16 protein-coding genes are annotated in these 16,578 nt (G+C 53.7%); 7 read left to right on the top strand and 9 right to left on the bottom strand.

All coding sequences use genetic code 11. The features are described from left to right. Positions 1-6: 6 nt before the first annotated feature. The 7 genes from purH to ACNA05_RS11100 all read right to left on the bottom strand — a co-directional run bounded on the left by purH (position 7) and on the right by ACNA05_RS11100 (position 9,059). Positions 7-1,638 (bottom strand): bifunctional phosphoribosylaminoimidazolecarboxamide formyltransferase/IMP cyclohydrolase, encoded by a 1,632-nt coding sequence (gene purH, locus ACNA05_RS11130; RefSeq protein WP_415811568.1) that lies wholly within the window; start codon positions 1,636-1,638, stop codon positions 7-9. A gap of 93 nt (positions 1,639-1,731) precedes the next feature. Then, entirely contained in the window at positions 1,732-3,813 is a 2,082-nt protein-coding gene (locus tag ACNA05_RS11125) for a polysaccharide biosynthesis protein (protein ID WP_415811567.1), read from the bottom strand. Then, positions 3,740-5,509 (bottom strand): heparinase II/III family protein, encoded by a 1,770-nt coding sequence (locus ACNA05_RS11120; RefSeq protein WP_415811566.1) that lies wholly within the window; start codon positions 5,507-5,509, stop codon positions 3,740-3,742. The genes ACNA05_RS11125 and ACNA05_RS11120 overlap by 74 nt, the downstream gene beginning before the upstream one ends. Before the next feature lie 22 nt (positions 5,510-5,531). Next, a complete protein-coding gene (gene rpe / locus ACNA05_RS11115) occupies positions 5,532-6,215 on the bottom strand; it encodes a ribulose-phosphate 3-epimerase (RefSeq protein WP_415811565.1) in 684 nt (227 codons plus the stop codon). A gap of 165 nt (positions 6,216-6,380) precedes the next feature. Further along, positions 6,381-7,028: a hypothetical protein gene (locus ACNA05_RS11110; RefSeq protein ID WP_415811564.1), complete on the bottom strand. Its 648-nt coding sequence runs from the start codon at positions 7,026-7,028 to the stop codon at positions 6,381-6,383. Between the two features lie 102 nt (positions 7,029-7,130). After that, on the bottom strand, positions 7,131-8,621 hold the full coding sequence (locus ACNA05_RS11105) for an RsmB/NOP family class I SAM-dependent RNA methyltransferase (RefSeq protein WP_415811563.1): 1,491 nt from the start codon (positions 8,619-8,621) through the stop codon (positions 7,131-7,133). Between the two features lie 285 nt (positions 8,622-8,906). Then, positions 8,907-9,059, bottom strand: coding sequence for a hypothetical protein (locus tag ACNA05_RS11100; RefSeq protein WP_415811562.1), 153 nt, complete (start codon positions 9,057-9,059; stop codon positions 8,907-8,909). Positions 9,060-9,471: 412 nt separating this feature from the next. Between ACNA05_RS11100 and ACNA05_RS11095 the strand changes: the two genes are divergently transcribed. The 3 genes from ACNA05_RS11095 (at position 9,472) to ACNA05_RS11085 (ending at position 11,531) form a co-directional block, all read left to right on the top strand. Beyond that, positions 9,472-9,681: a DUF1674 domain-containing protein gene (locus ACNA05_RS11095; RefSeq protein ID WP_415811561.1), complete on the top strand. Its 210-nt coding sequence runs from the start codon at positions 9,472-9,474 to the stop codon at positions 9,679-9,681. A gap of 91 nt (positions 9,682-9,772) precedes the next feature. Further along, positions 9,773-10,786: a hypothetical protein gene (locus ACNA05_RS11090; protein ID WP_415811560.1), complete on the top strand. Its 1,014-nt coding sequence runs from the start codon at positions 9,773-9,775 to the stop codon at positions 10,784-10,786. 181 nt (positions 10,787-10,967) lie between these two features. Beyond that, entirely contained in the window at positions 10,968-11,531 is a 564-nt protein-coding gene (locus ACNA05_RS11085) for a hypothetical protein (RefSeq protein ID WP_415811559.1), read from the top strand. Positions 11,532-11,573: 42 nt separating this feature from the next. Here ACNA05_RS11085 and pyrF read toward each other — a convergent pair whose 3' ends face one another. Together pyrF and ACNA05_RS11075 are read right to left on the bottom strand one after the other, a co-directional pair. After that, entirely contained in the window at positions 11,574-12,263 is a 690-nt protein-coding gene (pyrF, locus tag ACNA05_RS11080) for an orotidine-5'-phosphate decarboxylase (RefSeq protein ID WP_415811558.1), read from the bottom strand. 1 nt (position 12,264) lies between these two features. Further along, a complete protein-coding gene (locus ACNA05_RS11075; RefSeq protein WP_415811557.1) occupies positions 12,265-13,062 on the bottom strand; it encodes an SDR family NAD(P)-dependent oxidoreductase in 798 nt (265 codons plus the stop codon). An 81-nt stretch (positions 13,063-13,143) separates the two neighbouring features. On the opposite strand from ACNA05_RS11075, the gene ACNA05_RS11070 reads away from it, so the two are divergent. The 4 genes from ACNA05_RS11070 to ACNA05_RS11055 form a co-directional block, all read left to right on the top strand. After that, the gene (locus ACNA05_RS11070; protein WP_415811556.1) at positions 13,144-13,431 is read left to right on the top strand and encodes a hypothetical protein; all 288 of its coding nucleotides are present in this window, start codon (positions 13,144-13,146) and stop codon (positions 13,429-13,431) included. Between the two features lie 18 nt (positions 13,432-13,449). Next, complete coding sequence (locus ACNA05_RS11065; protein ID WP_415811555.1) at positions 13,450-14,250, top strand: sterol desaturase family protein; 801 nt, start codon at positions 13,450-13,452, stop codon at positions 14,248-14,250. A 55-nt stretch (positions 14,251-14,305) separates the two neighbouring features. Continuing rightward, positions 14,306-14,854, top strand: coding sequence for a LemA family protein (locus ACNA05_RS11060; RefSeq protein ID WP_415811554.1), 549 nt, complete (start codon positions 14,306-14,308; stop codon positions 14,852-14,854). After that, positions 14,851-16,578, top strand: a 1,728-nt coding sequence (locus ACNA05_RS11055) for a DUF2207 domain-containing protein (RefSeq protein WP_415811553.1), incomplete at its 3' end; no start/stop codon positions are given. The genes ACNA05_RS11060 and ACNA05_RS11055, both read left to right, overlap by 4 nt.

The raw sequence follows: 16,578 nt of genomic DNA, 5'->3' as shown, positions 1-16,578 counted from the left end.
CGATGGTTAGTGCCTAAAGTGCCGCATTCCTGTAAACACCATCGCAATATCTTTCTCGTCGGCGGCGGCGATGACTTCTTCGTCGCGAATTGAGCCGCCTGGCTGGATAATGGCGGTTGCGCCGGCGCTGGCGGCGGCAAGCATTCCGTCAGCGAAAGGGAAAAAGGCGTCAGAGGCGCAGGCGCAGCCTTGCGTTCTCGGCGCGTCCCAACCGGCCGCCTCTTGGGCGTCTTCGGCTTTACGGGCCGCAATACGTGCAGAATCGATGCGGCTCATTTGGCCCGCGCCGATCCCGGCGGTTGATCCGTCCTTAACATAGATAATTGCGTTGGATTTAACGTGTTTAGCCACTTTCCACGCCATACGAAGGTCAGCCATTTCCGCGTCCGTTGGTTTGCGCTTGGTCACGACTTTTAAATCGTCTTCGGCGACAGCGCCGTTGTCGCGGTCTTGCACAAGCACGCCTCCGGCAACATTGCGCTGGGTCAGGGACGGCGCGTTCACATCGGGCAGGCCGCCTGCGATCAAAAGACGTAAATTTTTCTTCTTGGCAAAAACCTCAACGGCGTCTTCATCAGCGCTCGGCGCAATCACGACTTCGGTAAAGACTTTGACTATCTCTTTGGCCGTCTTTGCGTCCAAATTTCCGTTCAGCGCGACAATGCCGCCAAAGGCTGAAACAGGGTCACAGGCCCGGGCGTTTTTATACGCTGTGATAAAATCATCGGCCACGGCTACGCCGCAGGGATTGGCGTGTTTGATAATAGCGACGGCAGGTTTCGCTCCGTCAGCCACCGCGCCAAATTCGGCCACAAGTTCATAAGCGGCGTCCGTGTCGTTGATATTATTATAGGACAGGGCCTTGCCTTGTAATTGCTCGGCGGTGGATACGCCCGGTCGGTTCGATCCGTCAGAATAAAACGCGGCGGTCTGATGCGGATTTTCCCCGTAGCGAAGCTCTTGTTTCAACGTACCGCCTTGCGAGCGATATTTCGGCGTCTCGTCCAGCTGCGCCGCAAACCAATTGGCAATCGCCGCGTCATAGGTCGCGGATCTGGCGTAGGTTTTTGCCGCGAGCTTTTGGCGCAATGTTCCTGTCGTTTGCCTATCATGCGCGTCCATATCGGCGAGGACTGCGTCAACATCATCAGAATCAGTACAAACGGCGACATGGGCATGGTTCTTGGCAGCAGCGCGGATCATGGCCGGACCTCCAATGTCAATATTCTCGACACACATTTCGTAAGATCCGCCGGAGGCTACGGCATTCTCAAACGGATAAAGATTCACAATCAACAAGTCGATAGAGAGAATGCCGTGGGTGTGCATGGCGTCTTTGTGAGAGGCGAGATCGCGGTCGCCCAAAAGTCCGCCATGGACCATAGGGTGGAGCGTCTTGACCCGGCCATCCATCATTTCCGGAAAATGCGTCAGCTCTGCCACGTCTTTGACCGGAATACCGGCGGCGGCAATGGCGCGGTGGGTGCCGCCCGTAGAGACCAGTTTAACGCCGCGCTCATGCAACGCCGTCGCTTGATCTATTAATCTGGACTTATCTGAAACTGAAATAAGCGCGCGTTTAACAGGTGCCAAGCGGGCAGGATCAAAAGCCGGAAGGTCGGGATTGGGAGCGGGCATAGTCAAACCTAAATAAGGGAGAAGTCATTTTTCGGTCCTGCCTTTATCACGGGCTCCAGACTATGGGAAGTGACGGGTTTGCTAGGGTTGGGGTTAATTGGTCGGCCGGGTTTTGGCGACCAGGGCGCCATTAGGTTCAAATTCGGGGAGCAATGTTTTCAACACGCGCATAATGGCTTTCCGGTCTCTCTTATTTATAGCGCGGAGCAATTTGTCGATCTGGACCATAATGTCTTCGACGTCGGCAACCTCTCCAGTAAACCGCTGGATCCCGTCAACGGTGGTCGGCTCTAAATTTTCGGAGGAGCCGGTTAAAAGCTCGGACAGTTTCTCTCCGGGACGTAAACCCGTATATTGAATTTCAATATCCTTTCCCGGCACCTTACCGCGAAGTCGAATAAGTTGTTTGGCGAGTTGGGAAATATTAACCGGGTCGCCCATTTCGAGCACATAAATATCTGCTTGGGACTCGGCTTTTTTCCTCTCGCTAGGGTCTTCCAGCGCGGCGGCTTGAAGGACCAGCGCGGCGGCTTCGGAGGTCGTCATGAAATATCGGCAGACTTCTTTGTGGGTCACGGTGACGGGCCCTCCCGCCGCAATTTGATCCTCAAATAAGGGCACGACAGACCCGGTTGAAGCCAGCACATTCCCGAACCGCACGGCGGAGCTATTGAGTTTCGGCTCTTTAGAGGCCATTGCGACCATTAGCATTTCAACAATGCGTTTGCTGGCGCCCATAATGTTGATCGGATTGACGGCCTTGTCGGTAGAGATCAGGATGAAATTTTCTGTGCTGTGATGGATGCAGGTCTCAATAACCTTTTTTGTTCCCATGACGTTCGTACGAAGAGTCTCTATCGGATTGGTCTCGCCAAGCGGCACATGTTTCAATGCCGCCGCATGGATCACAATTTCAGGTCTTTCCCATTCAAAAACTTCGTTCAGCCGTCCGGCGTCCCACACATCGCCAATATACGTTGTCCAATCCGGATCACGCGATAACGGACGAAACGGAAGAAGTCGTTTTTCCAGTTTATAAAGGTTATATTCAGAGCAATCATACAAAGCGAGGCTGGCGGGATTAAGAGCCGCAAGCTGGGCGGAAATTTCAGAGCCAATGGACCCGCCTGCCCCGGTGACAAGAACGCGTCGATTTTTAATCAGGCGGCGCACGGGCGCAAGGTCAAGTGCTCTGACATCCCGTCCAATCAAATCGGCGGCTTCGAACGTCGTGAGCCCTGTATTCACCCCGTCAGATTGCAACCGGGCAAGCGGCGCTCCGAGTTCCGCCGCAGACTTGACCAGAATTTCCGTGTCTGGTCTGGAGAGAAGTGGGTCAATCGATATTAGCTGCAAGGGTTTATCTCGCCGGGACGCCAGCCTCGCATAAATTTGCGAAAGGTCCTCGACGCCGCCCAGCACTGGAATGCTCCGAATGGAGCGCCCGACATTCACGCCCGAAGTTTCAATTAAGCCCACCGGATTAACAGCCCCGACGTGATCGCGCCGGGACATATCCCTGAGATAAGTATAAAGCTTTGAGCTCGGCCCAATTAAAATGGCATCATTTGCAAATTGAGACTGCCGGCGGAATAAAGCCCGTATGTCCCCATTTTGAACGATCATCGACAAGAGCCGGCTCAGAAGTAGCATGCCAAAAAAGAACAATCCGCTCAAAACCGGGGCCGAGCGCGGGAAATGTTCCCCGCGACCTACGAAGAAAAACAAGACTAATGGTACCGCGGCGCAGGCCAAAACAACGCCAATGAAAAGCCTCTGAAAGTCCTTGAGTGACGTGAACCGCCAAATGGCCCTGTCCTGGCGCATTGCCGCCCAGATGATGACCACGCTAAACATCATCACAATCGATGCCTGCCAGTCGATTTCCGTCGGGATAGGCTTATTTAAAAAATCATAGCGCCAGCGAATAACAAATAGCATGGCGACGCCGCCTAAAAAGGCGTCAAAGGCAATCATCAAAAGCCGGATAAGCAGGCTGAGCGGGCTTGGGAGCCGGCGCAGCCGGCGATGTTTTGAAGGCGTTACGTCGACCTGGCTTTCACTGTCTCGCGCCAAGTCTGTTTCAACCTCTATGTGGGAGTCATCCATCTCTGCGGCGGCTTTCAAGTTTGCGGAATGACCACCGCACACGGTTGGTTCGGCCTTCGCCGTCATTATCAGACAGGGCGCGACCCGGAATGACCAATTGCTGGCAGCGGACAGGTTTTACGCCTTCTGCCAAATAAACAGAATCTTCCAGACGCAATGGCCCGCCATCTGTGCGGAAACGCCATCCTGCTTGTCCGCGCTGAACTAGTAGGGCGCTGGCCTGATCCTGGGAGAGGCTTACCCTGACATCAGGGTGGAAATGAAATCTGATTTCGAACGGACGTTCCTCGCGCGATTGCGGAGAGCGGCCTAGGGGAACGTAAAGACTATCTTCGCCGCGAATATCCACACCGTCCGTCGACATGAATAGGCGACGTCTATGTCCTAGACCGGTGCGGGACAGATAGCCTTGATGGTTTGATTCCAGCCACATGCCGCCTTCTTGTTCTTTGCGTGTTCCCTTGGTTGGGCCAGCATTTTCTAACACGGCCTCTCCGGCAATTCGCGTTTTCCAGCCCTTTGGTAGGAGCTCGCCGGGAGACTCCGCGCCGAGGCTCAAGGTCGAATGAGCGGCGGACGACCGCATGGGACGGCGCCATCCCGGAGGTTGAGCGTCATTCCACCCGCAATTAACAACCAGGCGTCCCAAATCCGTGGACAGCTCGAAGGCGAGCGGCGCCAAATGGGCGTTTAAATCGAAGGGGCGCGGCGGCGTTTCGCCTGTGTCAATCAACAGGACGGACTCGCCAGCGGCGAGGCGTTGATATTGTGTGTGCGGGCAATAGGCGAAAGGACGAGCCTCTCCGGGCGCAGCGTCCAGAATTGTTCTGATATTTGCTGCATCGCTCGGTCCGCCGCCATTGAAACTGCCAAGCCGCCCGTCGCTATGCAGGAAAAACGCAACCATAGGCACCATACGGTCTATCGCCCGGCTCAGCGTGCGCGAGCCTTCTACGCCGCGATCGGCCAAGCAGGTGTCCAAGGACAGCAGAATGTCCAGGCAATTGAGAGTGTCTTCGGGGCTGCGCGAAATATGGCCCCCGTCCGGAAGAATTTGCGCGTCAATTTCATCGTCCAGCCAGTCCAGACCGCGGGCAAAATATCCCTCTGACTTTTCCGTCAGGCGCGCTCCGCCTAGCGTCAGCACGGCCGCCGCCTGAAGACGAAGAACAGAAGGGGGAATGGACTTATATTGGCGGCGGAGGTATTTCATCTGCCGCATGACAGATCCCCGGCGCTGGGCCGCTTTTGGGCCTGCTCCGTCGGAGGAGAGAACCGGCGTCCAGTGAATGAGCCAATGCCAGAGGCGCGACGTTAAAATCTCCGGCTCCCAGTTGAAATGATTCCACACGCCGTAATGGGTGATCCAATTGTCCACGAGTGACCGCGCGCGTAAGGCAGCTGCCTTTTCCTCAACTTTGCCTTTGGCTTTCGGCCCCACGGCAAGCAGGTCATTCATCCACTCAAAGCTATGCAGCCATGCTGCGTAGCGGGTGGAGGGCACAGTAATTGTCCAAGGATCACCTTGCAGTCCGACATCGACGGATTGTCCGCCATAGGTAAATTTGCCCGAAAGGAGGTCTTGCCCCTTGTCTTTATCGCCGATGTGATAGGCGGGACTCGCAGGATGAAAAGGTCCCGGCCGTCCGGCGCGCAGGCGCATCATCCGAAAGGGTTCACCCAGACTGTCGGCGACAGCGCTGCCCTTGGCGGACAACGCCGCCAGCAGAAGGGAAGAGGTGGAAAGACGCGCGGAGGACATGGGGACTTCGGGACCGGAGGCCCTAAGCGACCTTAGCTGCAGGGGCGGAAGAGGCGCCGCCTCTCAGCGCCGCAATATTTTCCGCGTAATCCCCTGCGCCGTTAAAGACCGCGCTGCCCGCGACCAAAGAAGTTGCCCCGGCGGCGAGGCAGTCTTTAGCGGTTTCAGGATTTACGCCGCCATCAACTTCCAAGATAATATCGCGGCCTGTTGCGTCTATTTTTTCTCTCAAGAGTTTGATCTTATCGAGTTGCGACGGAATGAAACTTTGCCCGCCATATCCGGGATTGACGCTCATGACCAAAATCATGTCGAGCAGGTCGATAACAGGATCGACAACTTCCACCGGCGTCCCGGGGTTGAGAACGATACCCGCTTTTACGCCTGCATCTTTAATGCTTTGCAAAGAACGGTGCAGATGCGGGCCGGCATCTGGGTGGATGGAAATAATATCAGCGCCTGCATCAATGAAAGCCGGAATATACGGATCCGCCGGAGAGATCATCAAATGCACGTCGAAAGGCTTGTCGCTGTGCGGGCGAAGCGCTTTCACCACCATCGGTCCGATGGTCAGGTTGGGCACATAATGCCCGTCCATGACATCGATATGGATCATATCGGCCCCAGCTTTGTCGATATCGCGCACGGCCGGGCCAAGGGCGGCAAAGTCAGCAGACAGTATGGAAGGCGAGATTAAAGCAGGCATGGGGACGGCTCTTTTTCTAATTGGACTGTCTTCTATCAGTCACAGGAAAACCGCGCAAGGCGCAGGGCGCGTTAGAGCCGAGTCTCGGAGGGATAAATAGGCAAGAAAAAACCCGCTGTAAAAGCGGGTTTTGATAGCTGTTATAACCAGTGTAAAACAGAACCGTTATTTCCGGATAGGACGGTAATCTGTCGATGCGCCGCTGGACTGATAGCCATAATTAGTCTGGGCATCACCCTGATAAATTTCGACGGAATAATCAGACATTTGCAAGCAAGTGCCGTCAGGCTGAGCCATCGTGCCGCCGGGGCAGTTCACAGGGTCGCTATAAGACATAGTGCCCTGATAAGGCGTTGTTTCCGTGTGCGTTGTGGTGCTCATAGAGTGGCTATAGCTTGACCCTTGCAGGCACGTGCCGTCGGCTTGAGCTGTTGTACCAGCCGGGCAGTTAAGAGGCGCAGAGCTGTAAGTCGTGCCCTGAGAATAGCTCGTGCCTTGGGAATACGTATTAGAATGCGTGGTTTGTGGAGCTGTATAAACTGTGGTTGGCTGCGGCGCGCAGCTACCCATAACCGAGCAATCCACATAGATTGGCGGGCCGGAAACAGGCTGAGGCGGGACATAAGCCGGAGCGCGGAGGACTTGGGTCGGCGCAGGCGCCGCGCAAGATTGACCGCAATTATGACCACTTTCATAGTCATAGATATCGCCGTAACGGCTGCTTTGCGGATTGGCTGACGCGGCTGTCGCGGCAAAAGTAACCACGCTGATTGCGGCAATGGCCGATGCGCGGAGATATAAATGCGTGCTCATCTGAGCCTCCCATTATGAAACATTGTGTCAATTACTTGCAAAGAGTAGACCAATTTACGTTAACGGGCGATAAACGCCCCTTAAAATCATATTGTGCCGTAGTTATTCCTTCTCTTTTCTCTGCATCACCGAAATAAAGAAACCATCCATTCCGCCTTCCTCTTCCAGATAATACGGCAGAGTTCGCAGACTTCCGTTTTCATTGACGATATCTGGCGCGTCCAGACCAGGTAGCGCTAATCCCGGAATGCGGCGGAATTCGGGCGCATTTTCCAAAAACTTGGCGATGCGCGGCTCCCCCTCTTCGGGCTGGAGGGAGCAGGTCGCGAAGACCAAATACCCGCCCGGCGCCACAAGGCTTGCGGCTTTCGGGAGGAGCTTGTCCTGCAGTTTCACAAGCTGCGACAAAGTTTTGGGTGTTCGGTTATGGAGCACATCCGGATGCCGCCGGAAGGTCCCGGTTGCGGTACAAGGCGCGTCGAGTAAAACAACATCAAACGTCTTATCGGTTTCCCATTCCAGTGCATCCGCACAAATGATTTCAGCGTCAAGTTTCACGCGGGCCATATTTTCGTGAACGCGGGCAAGGCGGCTTTCGGATTTATCGACGGCCGTGACCTTTGCGCCTTGGGCGGCCAATTGCATGGTTTTTCCGCCCGGCGCTGCGCAGAGATCCAGCGCCGTTTTCCCGGCCAGATCGCCCAGAGCCGTTTCCAATGCCCTGACAGGGAGCGTTGCTGCCACGTCCTGTGCCCACCAATCTCCTGCGGTGTAACCCTCCAACTCGGCGACATTCCCGATAGAAGACAGGCGAACCGTACCGGGCATAATGACAGCGGCCCCGAGCGTTTCGGCCCACTTTTTTGTGTTGTCGTCTGTGCTGTCTTTTAAAGTCAAATCCAGAGGCGGATCTTTAATCAACTGAAGCGAGGATTTCCGCACGGCAGCGCGGCCATAACTCCGCTCCCAGGCGCCGCGTATCCATCCGGGAATATTGGCGCGCGGGGCTTCCATCCCGGCCAGTTTCGAACCCTCTTCGACCACTTTCCGAAGCACGGCATTGGCCAGATTGGCAAAGCCGCGGGTCGCCTTGGTCGATTTCAACATACCGACAGTTTCGCCCACAGCGGCGTGAGGCGGGGTGCCTAAAAACAGGATTTGCGCGGCGGCGGTTTCCAGTGCGGCGCGAATAAAGGCCGGAGGCTCTTTCCGGATGAGCGGTTTGAACACGGCTTTTAATTGACCGTCGCGCCGGAATGTCGTCGCGGCGATCAGGCGAACAAAAGCCCGGTCTCTGGGATCAAGCTCATTATAGCCGGGCAGGGCCGACAAAACCGTTTCCAAAGGCAATCCATCTATTCGTACATTTCGAACGGCAGAGGCAGCGAGCTGGCGCGTCATTTGCGCCGAGGTCAGAGGAATATCTTTTCCAGGCCGAGAGTCGCGCGGGCGCGAGTCCATTGGCCGCGCATCTCGTGGCCGCGTGTCTCGGCGTCCATCGGGGCGACCGCCTTTTTTGAAACGCGGCTTGCCTCCATTTTTGAAAGGTTTTTTGTCGCCCGAAGGGCGGGAGTTTTTATCACGTTCGCTCATCCTGACAGCGCCTAGCAGAGGGAGGACGAAAGGGGAATGTGAAAATGCGGGAAGAGCGGTTACGGTGCGTTGCCGGGAATTTCCCTGTCCCACTCTTCTATCAAGATAAATTCACCTGTCTTGTAGGCTTCGTTTCATTTCAGACCTTATTCACACTGGTTGTAATTGTTAGGCGGTGATTAGACGTTTCAAATAAAAAGCGATCTAGGGTCGCCGCCCTGTCTAAATAATAAAAGATCCACATTTATCGGATTTGAAACTTCACCCCTTTCAATGCCTTACAGATTAAATGAGAGATAGATCCTCACCTTGCTTTTCCATGCTAATTTCATAATCGTTGATTTGAACGGCGGACTTAAAGGCCCCGCTGAACAGGTCGGCGATAAGTTCCGCTCTCACGGGCTTAAGCGTACGTTGGTTTAGGAGAGAGGATGACATGCGTCAGTGAGGCTTGAGGCGGTAACGCGCCTTGAGTGGTCCGGCTGGCCTGAGGAGAGCTGATCACGTCTCGACTATCTGGTTCGGCCCTCAGCGGAGAAACATGTTGCCGTGTGGCCGCTAGGCTACGAAAACTACATTTATTGCAACCCAGGTTTCCCCCTGTAGCCCAAGTACCACACGGACGCCCACCTTCTCCAAATAGACTGAAATCAAAGAGATAGCGAAATGAAAAGAGAGAATGGATGAGAAGACAAGACGTATGTTCCTAAAAACGAAATCCTAAAGCTTATGCTTAATAACTCCCCAATACGCGTTTAATTAAATTTTATCGCTCTTTGTGTAGAGACGTTACAAGTTGGATCGGTATTCTCGGTTTGACGGACTGTACGGCTTTTGCGTAATATCGGGTATGACAGATATTTCCCCCGAGACGACGCCAGACCCTAAGCCGGAGAAAAAGGTTCTGAGCCCTGCTGCAAAGCGGGCTCTGGCCGAAGCCGAAGCGCGCCGCAAAGCGCGTGAGGAGACAGACCGTCCAAAAGAGACATCCGGCCCGAAAGGTGTGGAGCCCACGCGCTACGGCGATTGGGAACGAGGGGGCATAGCCTATGACTTTTAAGTCAGAGGTTTGCACTCCCCGCACGAATTAAAGAGCGGGTGAGCAGGCAGGAGACCTTCCATTCGCAGGTGAAATGAAATGGGAGTGGCAAATGCCAATTAAATCTATCATGGGCGCTGTGAGTGTGCTCGGTCTGTTAAGTCTTTCCGGCGTTGCCAATGCCGGAAATTGCGCGGGTCCGGACTGCCGTTTGGGCGTTAGCTATATTCCGGGACCGCCAGCTCAGTTCGGCCCTGTCACGGTTCAGAATAATCGCCCGATGGGATATTTACGGTCTGTCAATTTCCAACGTGCGCCGCATATTTCGATTATGCGCGTCCACAGCCTGGAAGCCGGGCCCGGTCTCTCAGATGCGCCCGTCGCGTTTACAGGCGGATGTCATCCGGAATCGACGCAATATTGCCGCCAGGACGCAGGCGTTCCCGTAAATGTGGAGCTTTTTGCGCCTGCGCCGCCGCCTGCTTACACGGGCCAGGTTTCAATCCCGACAACATATAGCTCGCAAACCGTGGATCATTCTTTGTTTCAATCTCGCCAATATGGCGACGCCGGATTCGTGCCGGGAATTGCCCATATTCCAACGTCAAGGGTCGACCGTAGCCCAGAAAATGCAGACCGTGTTCTCAATTCAGGCCGGACAATTCCGCAGCCGCATGTCAGCGGCGGCGTTGCGCCTCGCCCTTCGATGACGAGGCAAAACCGCGAATATACAGGTCAGGTTTCTATCCCGACCACATATGGCGCGCGCAGTTCGGGCTTTATGGGCGGCGTTCAAGCGCCCGCCCCAGCTTATTTACAACAAGTTGGCATTCCTGAAACCTATGCCTTTGGCGCGTCGCAACTGGCCGGCGCCCCGGTTCTGCAGAGCAACGGAACTTACGGCTCGACTGTGGGCGCAGACGGAACCTATTGGGAGAAAACATCTGGCCCGACCTTTTTTGGCGACACATTAGCGACGCAGGTTATCTGCAAGCGCAAAGTGGAAACCCAAGTCGTCAATCCTGTGGTCGGCGTTCCGGTTCCGACGTGCCAGACGTCGCAACCCCATGCCCCGCATCAAGGGCATGTCCCGGCTCAACCCCAATATCCTGGGTGGACCTATTAATTCGGCAGGGGGAAGAGCCGGAAAACCGGCTCTGATACCCGCAAAAAGAGAATCAAATTGCGCGGCGCTAAAGCTGGCGCGATAATTACAAGTCAAAAATGAGAGCTCGGCAGGACGCCGACCCGGCTGCAAAGATTTCAGCCTGAGCCCTTTCTATGACGTAAAATGAGAGGTGGATATCATGTCCCGAATTTTTAAAAATGCTGTTTTGAGCGCCGCCGGCTTCGCACTGTCGACGGCGGCTAATGCAGGTCATTACGGCCAATCCTACGGTTCGTCGAGTTATGGTCACTCTTCCTATGGAATGTCTTCTTATAGCCAGTCCACCTATGGCGGCGAGATGTCTCAATATGAGGCCAGCGCCCGTTACGGCTCCGGCTCTATCAGCGAGGCTTACACTGACGGTAACGTTCAGACTTATGGGTTTTCAGGAACCTTACCCGGTCTCGGCCAAAACGAAAGCCTTCAGGCAACAAACTGCCCGACGGCCGTTTATAAGCCTGAGGGGGGCCGCGTTTTAGGGTGTTACAATGTGGTCAAACCCGTTCCGAAGACAACTTATTACCGTATCGTGCGCCCGATAATTTATGTGCGCTATCCGGTTTGCTGCGCGCCATTTGCGCCGCCGCCTCCGCCGCCTCCAGCTCCAAAGCCGTGCTGCGTCGCGCCGCCGCCCCCGCCGCCCTGTTATAGCGGTTGCATGCCCGTCCATGTCGGGGCAAGCCGTTACGGGTCTGCCTGGTAAGAAAATATATGCCCTTCAGTTTTTCGCTGAAGGGCTTTCTAATTAGGCTCTCATGTTTTGAAGGATATTCAACGCAGCTTGGCGGGGGTCTTCCTCCGCGGAAATCGGGCGTCCAACCACGAGGTGCGACGCTCCGTTTTTCAGCGCGTCGCCTGGGGTCGCTATCCGTTTTTGATCACCTGCTTCGCCGCCCGGCATACGAACGCCAGGTGTGACGATGAGAAAATCTTTTGGGACAACCGCCCGAATGGCTGCGGCCTCGAGCGGGGACGACACAACGCCGTCCATTCCCGCCTCAACCGCTTGCTCCACACGGCGCATCACCAGAGTTTTGGCGTCGTCATCATAGCCAATCGCTTCGAGAGCACTTTTATCGAGAGAGGTCAGAACAGTGACGCCGAGCAGTTTAAGCGGGCTATCGCCTCGCCCTTTCACGGCGCTCTGCATCACATCAGGACGCGCGTGAACGGTCAGCAAGTCCGCGCCTAATCCTGCAATGGAGCGCGTGGCCTTTTCAACCGTTGCCCCGATATCATGGAGTTTGAAATCATAGAATACTTGCTTGCCCTGAGCTTTCAGACGCTGGCCAAATTCAACCCCGCCGATGGGCAATAATTGCAGCCCGATTTTATAGCTGGAAACAGTGTCCCCCAGGGTCTCCACCAAGCTTTCCGCTTCGGAAACGCTTGGCAAATCGAGAGCGACATATAATCTGGGATCAGCGTGTAGCATGTCAGACCTTCCGGAATTTTTGTGAATTCTTGGCCATTAACTTTTGCGTGACGGTCGCCGGCAGAACCCGCGCAAGAAGAGCGATGAATTTATTGACCCGTCCGGAAATGAAAACAGCCCGGTTTTTCTCAAGCGCTTCATAGGCCAACTCCGCGCACTCCCCCGCGTCCATTATCATATAATCGGGCAAGTTATTTATGGCCTCCCGCGTGCCATTGACGTCATGAAACTCCGTCAGAGTGAAGCCCGGGCAGAGCGCACTGACATGAACGCCAGTCCCGTCCAGCTCGGAATTCAGGCTTTCGGAGAATTTAATCAGAAACGCTTTCACGGCCGCGTATAGTGTATGCCCCTTTGATCCCGGCATGTGTCCGGCCAGAGACGCAACATTCATAATACGGCCAAAGCCGCGCTCGACCATGGCCGGGGCGAGTTTTCGGGCAAGCTCACAAGGCGCTGTTGCCATGAGTTGGATGAAATTATTATGGGCGCCCCACTCGCTTTCCAGATACTGTCCTGGATGGCCATAGCCCGCATTATTGATAAGGCCGTCAATTCGGAGAGACTTTTTATCTATGGCGGCGAGGAGTTTATCCACCGCGCTTTCTTCGAAGAGGTCCGTCTCGAAAACATGGCTTTTAGCATCAAAGCTTTGCTTTAATTCCTCTGCCAGAGCTTTCATCGGCTCGACGCGCCGCGCGCAGAGAATCAGGTCCCATCCGCGAGAGGCATATTCACGCGCGAGCGCGGCGCCCAACCCTGCGGAAGCGCCAGTAATTAGAATGGTAGGACGAGTCATAGAGGTCACGGTTTTGTAAGTGGTAATATGCGCTTAAGCTGTTAGCTTATACGCCGAGACTTTCAAGGGCGGAGCGTTTTCATGTTGAAATATTTAGTTGGCCTGGCAGGGCTTTTGATACTGTCTGCTTGCGGCACAACGGCGGACCCGGAACCCTATATGGGGTTTGATTGTGAACAATTACGCGCGATGTCAGACAGGGCAAGACCGATTGACCCCTTTGCCTCTCAACAGGTCGGGCCGGACCCACAAGCAAGTCTTGTCGGAGACCGTAGTGGTCTTGAAACGGAAACGTTAGCGGCATCTGCCAAAAATGATGACGAAGCGCGCGCCGTTCGGGCGGCGTATCGGGCTAAAAAATGTAAATAGAGCGTTAGGCATTGTAAGATGGATGAGACGGCTCTTATTCGGTTAGGCATTTTTGCCAGTGCCCTGCTTCTTTTTTCGATTTTAGAAGCCCTCTTTCCGCGGCGTAACCGCGTGCAGGGGCGACTGCGTCGTTGGCTCACTAATTTATCCCTGGTGATTTCCGGCTCTCTGAGTCTTATGGTTTTAGGCCCGCTTATCGCGGTTGGCGTCGCCGCTTTGGCGTCTCAGAATGGGTGGGGGTTATTGAATTTGGTTGACTGGCCTGCCTGGATGGAATTTGGCCTCGCCTTCCTCGTGCTGGATTTTATCATATGGCTCCAACATGTGGCCACGCATAAGATACCGGTCCTTTGGCGGCTTCATAAAGTTCATCATGCGGATCGTGATCTCGACGCGAGTTCGGGCGTCCGGTTTCACCCTATTGAGATATTTCTGTCCATGCTTTTCAAATGTGTAATGGTTCTCTGGCTCGGGCCAATGGTTGTGGCCGTTCTCATTTTTGAAATAGCTTTGAACGCCACAGCAATTTTCAGCCACGCCAACTTAAAACTTCCGCTTTCCTTAGATAGGGCTTTGCGTAAAATTATTGTGACGCCCGACATGCACCGCGTTCACCATTCGGTTATTATGCGGGAAAGCCAAATGAATTACGGTTTTAATTTTTCCTTTTGGGATCGGCTGTTTCGAACGTATCAGTCTAGTCCGAGCCAGGGCCAGACGGGCATGACTTTGGGGTTAGAAGACGCGCAGACAAACGCGACTCAACGTTTGGGATGGAGTTTGTGGCTCCCATTCAAGAAACAAAACCCGACGAAATAATCGCCCTTGAGCAATTGGACCGGGAGCCGTATCTTTTCTAAAACAGGAGACGAGTATGTTTTGGGTAATTTTAGGGATCATTACTCTTATCCTTATCGGGGTTATTATTATATATAACCAACTAGTTCAAAGTCGGCAGCTTGTTGATAATGGTTGGTCTGATATCGAGGTGCAGCTTAAACGGCGGGCAGACCTTATTCCGCGGCTGGTCGAAACCGTAAAAGGATATGCCGCACACGAGAGAAAATTATTTTCGGATGTGATCGAAAAACGCAACGCTGCTCTGGCGGCGGGGGATAAACCTACGGCCCGCGCCTCGGCCGAAAGCGCTCTGCAGCGGCCTGTTGGACGCCTCATCGCCTTGGCCGAAGATTATCCTGACTTAAAAGCCTCTGATAATTTCCTCGATTTACAAAATGAGCTTTCAGAAACGGAAGACAAAATTGAGATGGCGCGGCGGTTTTATAATGGAGCTGTTCGCGGGCTGAACACCAAAGTCGAATCTGTTCCGAGCAATTTCGTGGCAAAGCCTTTTGGGTTTTCTAAGCGTGATTATTTTGAAATTGACGAAACGGATTATGCCGTGCCCGAGGTTAAGCTATGAGACAGTTTTTACTCTCTTTTCTTATTGCTCTCTTTTGGGGCGTTAGCGGTCACGCCCAACAGGTAAATCTAAGCGGCGAGCATATAAGTGAGTTTGATGTTCAACTGGAGTTACTGACATCTGGTGATGTCAAAGTGACGGAAAACATCACGATTCAAGACGCGCCCGGACAAAATCGACGAGGTATATTTCGGGAACTACCGGCAACTAAATATGTTGCCGAATATGACGTTCTCGATAAAGTTCAATACGATATGAAATCGATTTCCCGAGACGGGGAAGCGGAGCCCTTCGAGGAAAATAAAATAAATAATGCTTGGCAATGGCGTATAGGGGATGCGGACATTTATCTCCCGAACGGCCAACACACTTATCAACTTGTCTATACGGTCGAAAATGAGATTCGATACCGCGAAGATTTTGATGAGTTGCTCTGGAACGTTACCGGCAATTACTGGAATTATCCGGTCGCAAAGGCTCGAGTCCGTGTCAAAGTTCCGGCTGAAGCGGATGTGCTAAATTATACTGCGAATACAGGGCGTATTGGGGCCGATGGAAATAACTTTACATCCCGACGCGCGGAGGGAGAGTTAATTTTTGAAACCCGCCGCCCTTTATCTGCCGGCGAAGGTCTCACCGTATCAGTGACAGTTCCAAAGGGACAGATAGACGGCCTGACGGGCAGTGACTTGAGACGCTATTGGTGGCTTAAAAACGGAGCCTTATTGATTATTACGCTCTTTTCGCTCGGAATCTTCGCGTTTTATTTCTGGCAATGGGACAGGGTTGGCCGCGATCCGGCAAAGCAACCCGTCTTTGCCCGATATGAACCTCCAAGCCACCGCGGAAAAAACTACTCCGCAGCTGCGTCACATCGTATTCTAAGACGAGGATTGTCTGGCAATACGGCCCTGATCGCGACTTTGATAAACTTGTCGGTGAAGGGCTGGATAGAAATGAAAATAAATAAAAAGTCCACGACCTTTACAAAAGCCGGCGGAGCGAAACCCAAAGCCCCCCTGATGGAGGACGAGAAGGTGGTTTTCGACAATCTGTTCAAACCCGGGAAAGATTATTTGAAGTTGGACAAGTCCCCTAACACTCATTTCGACTCTATGCGCTCGAAATTCGAAAAGCACCTGAACGAATGTTATTCCAAAGATTATCACCGCGTGAATGCCGGGTGGATCATTTTGGGTATCCTTCTGAGTGTCATCGGAATTGTGATGACCTTAACCCAGCTTAACACCGCGTCGTCTTATGTAGTTCTGGCCATTCTGGTAATTGTTGTGATGAATGTTGTTTTTCTCATTCTCTTGCCGGCGCCGACAAAGCTAGGCCAATCGGTCCGGGCAGAGATAGAGGGCTTCAAACTTTATATGGAAACGGCAGAAAAAGGCCGCCTAAACGCCGTGGAAGTCGGATCTGGTCAAGCGCCGCCCATGACGAAAGAGCGCTATGAGATGTTCTTACCTTATGCAGTTGCATTGAACGTGGAAAAACCTTGGACAAAATATTTTGAAAAGACTTTGCCGGATATCGCTAAAGACTATCAACCAAGTTACGCGCATGGAAATGCTCTGAAAGGCGGATTTGGAGGAAACTCTTTGAACGCGCTCAATCGCTCTATGGTTAAAAGTCTTTCCACCGGGGTGCAGTCCGCTCGGCCGGTCAGCACGTCTAGTTCGGGCGGTGGGGGTGGATTTTCCGGCGGCGGCGGAGGG

Origin of the sequence: Litorimonas haliclonae, assembly GCF_965138505.1 — a bacterium.
In the GTDB taxonomy this organism is placed as follows: domain Bacteria; phylum Pseudomonadota; class Alphaproteobacteria; order Caulobacterales; family Maricaulaceae; genus Litorimonas; species Litorimonas haliclonae.
This window is presented reverse-complemented; position numbering and strand designations above follow the sequence as displayed.

Coding starts and splice junctions, on each gene's coding strand:
- ACNA05_RS11120 (WP_415811566.1), bottom strand. CDS start 5,509: ATGTCCTCCGCGCGTCTTTCCACCTCTTCCCTTCTGCTGGCGGCGTTG.
- ACNA05_RS11105 (WP_415811563.1), bottom strand. CDS start 8,621: ATGAGCGAACGTGATAAAAACTCCCGCCCTTCGGGCGACAAAAAACCT.
- ACNA05_RS11125 (WP_415811567.1), bottom strand. CDS start 3,813: ATGACGGCGAAGGCCGAACCAACCGTGTGCGGTGGTCATTCCGCAAAC.
- ACNA05_RS11070 (WP_415811556.1), top strand. CDS start 13,144: ATGTTGAAATATTTAGTTGGCCTGGCAGGGCTTTTGATACTGTCTGCT.
- ACNA05_RS11110 (WP_415811564.1), bottom strand. CDS start 7,028: ATGAGCACGCATTTATATCTCCGCGCATCGGCCATTGCCGCAATCAGC.
- ACNA05_RS11095 (WP_415811561.1), top strand. CDS start 9,472: ATGACAGATATTTCCCCCGAGACGACGCCAGACCCTAAGCCGGAGAAA.
- ACNA05_RS11085 (WP_415811559.1), top strand. CDS start 10,968: ATGTCCCGAATTTTTAAAAATGCTGTTTTGAGCGCCGCCGGCTTCGCA.
- pyrF (WP_415811558.1), bottom strand. CDS start 12,263: ATGCTACACGCTGATCCCAGATTATATGTCGCTCTCGATTTGCCAAGC.
- ACNA05_RS11100 (WP_415811562.1), bottom strand. CDS start 9,059: ATGTCATCCTCTCTCCTAAACCAACGTACGCTTAAGCCCGTGAGAGCG.
- ACNA05_RS11090 (WP_415811560.1), top strand. CDS start 9,773: ATGCCAATTAAATCTATCATGGGCGCTGTGAGTGTGCTCGGTCTGTTA.
- ACNA05_RS11060 (WP_415811554.1), top strand. CDS start 14,306: ATGTTTTGGGTAATTTTAGGGATCATTACTCTTATCCTTATCGGGGTT.
- rpe (WP_415811565.1), bottom strand. CDS start 6,215: ATGCCTGCTTTAATCTCGCCTTCCATACTGTCTGCTGACTTTGCCGCC.
- purH (WP_415811568.1), bottom strand. CDS start 1,638: ATGCCCGCTCCCAATCCCGACCTTCCGGCTTTTGATCCTGCCCGCTTG.
- ACNA05_RS11065 (WP_415811555.1), top strand. CDS start 13,450: ATGGATGAGACGGCTCTTATTCGGTTAGGCATTTTTGCCAGTGCCCTG.
- ACNA05_RS11075 (WP_415811557.1), bottom strand. CDS start 13,062: ATGACTCGTCCTACCATTCTAATTACTGGCGCTTCCGCAGGGTTGGGC.